At 29.5% G+C, this 2,446-nt stretch carries 1 protein-coding gene; it reads left to right on the forward strand.

From position 1 onward, the window contains the following. A partial coding sequence (locus ACFIQC_RS09580; RefSeq protein ID WP_375707115.1) for a type ISP restriction/modification enzyme occupies positions 1-504 on the forward strand: 504 nt, incomplete at its 5' end. Positions 505-2,446: the final 1,942 nt, after the last annotated feature.

Below are 2,446 nucleotides of genomic sequence, written 5' to 3' on the forward strand. Positions count from 1 at the left end.
CGTATCCCTTGCGTAAAAACGGCTGATGATTTTTGGAAATTTGTGACAGCAGGGCGTGAACTCGGTCATTTGCACGTAAACTATGAAACTGTAGAACCTTATCCTGTCACCTTTAAAAAGGGTAATCCAAAACAGACAGAAATCTCTAATCCCGAAAAATTCTATTATGTAACTGAAATAAAATTTGCAAAAATTAAGAATAGTAAGGAAAAGGATAAATCAACTGTTATTTATAACAGCAATATCACAATAACAGATATCCCTCTTGAAGCTTATGAGTATATCGTCAATGGCAAGCCTGCTCTTGAATGGTTTATGGGGCGTCAATGTGTAAAAACAGATAAAAAGAGTGGTATTGTGAATGATGCCAATCACTATGCTGTTGAAACCATTGGTAACCCTGCCTACCCTCTAGAGTTATTTCAAAGGGTTATCACTGTAAGTTTAGAAACAATGAAAATTGTTAAGAACTTACCAAATTTGGTATTAAAAGAAACTGAATAACTTATAAAGCATGCTCACATAATGGGCATACTAATCTTATTAAAGCCGCTTATGTATTAGTTTAAATAAAAGTTTATTTTATCATCTGTTATGAGATAACTAAGATAGGAAAGAATTACGTTATCAGAAATCCTTTAATGGACTTTTGTAAATTCTTTAAACGTATCATCTTGTGAATTGATTACCTATAATCTTTAAAAGGAGTGTTTATATGCGTTATTCTAAAAAGAAATCATTTGCACTTTTAGATACTCTTATTTGGATTGCCTTTAAGAGATTATACCGTATTTAAAATGATAGCTTTATCCTTTTCAAAAGCTTTGTTTAAACAGAGTTATGTATATTCATTTTCTTATATTACTTATAGGTTTTGTCTGTTTTTAAAACCCCCAAAACACCTACAAAACCCTCTTAGATATATATTAAAAATTGTATTTATGTGTTATGTTTAATATAGGTTGTTTATTTGAAAGATTAACTTATTGAAATATAATAACTTTTATTTTTGACTAAAAAATATATATAAAGGGGGAGTAAAAAGACCCCCCAAAACCCCCATATCCCCCTAAACTCATAACCATAATAGTCTTAATAGCATTTTTATGATCATAAACCGTTTCTTTTGAAAGGCTTTAAAGGATCACATGCTTTTTATAAAGCACGTTGTAATCATTCTCTAAATCATAAGGTTATCATTCAAAAGAACTGATTAAAATTCATAAAAGGGATTTTGATAACGTAATCAGTTTTTAATTTCATACGCTTTTCATAAGATACGCTTTAATGACTTACTAAAATGATCACTTTTGTCAGTTCAATTTACTGACACATAACTGACAAGTTTTAATCAATTCATATCATTGGTTATCTTTAAAGATTGTAATAGTGATATGAGTTATGTCTTAAAAACATTAACATATTGAAATATAATGTTTTTAATTTTCTCTCATTAAAAAAAATAATAGAGGGTCTAAAAGGAACTGACAACACTGACACGGTCTATTAAAAGGGATTTTACTGATCTCTATAATGATCAGTTTCTATTGAGATATTTTCATAACAGACAATAAATCGCAATTATCCTATTTATCGTTTCTCTTATGAAAATGAAAAAATGATGCCATGGCTATAAAGAACATAACAGCTATAGAGAAAGCAAAAATGCAAATGAAAGCATTTGTTATAAGAGCGCGGTGCTATTAAGGTCGTTTAAATTAAAGCCCCTTATAAACAAAATTCACAAAAAATTTAAAATTCATTTAGTAACAAAATTGATAGGTTATAAAGTTTAAAATACACATCATGAGAGCGTTTCTAAATATTATAAATGTATAGATTCAGAAAATAACGCAATCGTTTCATAAAACATATAATATAGCTTTAAAAGCATATAAATATAAAAGAAGCAATTAATAGGCATAAGATATTATCAATACATAACGTATTTAAAAAAATACAAAAAATATCAAAAAAGACAAAATATTGTTTGACAATAAATACGTATTTTGTTATATAAATACTCAAGTGATGAAAACACTTAAACCGTAAGCGGATAGGTTACGAAACAGCCTCTCCCATGTCTTTAAAATACTGGCTATCTTTTATGCTTTTGTTAGTATATGAGAATTTTGTCGGGCGTGGTTATGCCATACAATACCCATTTATGGGAAAAGCATAACAACGGACTTACGGCCGTGTTTTCAACGCCCGATGCTCTTATAGAGTGTCAATTGAAAACGTTATTAACCCGTAAGGTTTTAATTATGACAAATATATCAAAAAACACCCCCCTTCTCTCTAATATTTCAAATGAAACCGCGCTTGCTAATCAACAAGAGCCTGCAAAAAAATACGAATTTACAGGTGAGACAATAGAGGTTGGTGATTATACTCTTTATCGCATTCGGGCTTTAAGGGATTTTGCTAATATAAAAGCTGGTGA

Source organism: Bartonella sp. AA126HLJHH (assembly GCF_042197425.1).
In the GTDB taxonomy this organism is placed as follows: domain Bacteria; phylum Pseudomonadota; class Alphaproteobacteria; order Rhizobiales; family Rhizobiaceae; genus Bartonella.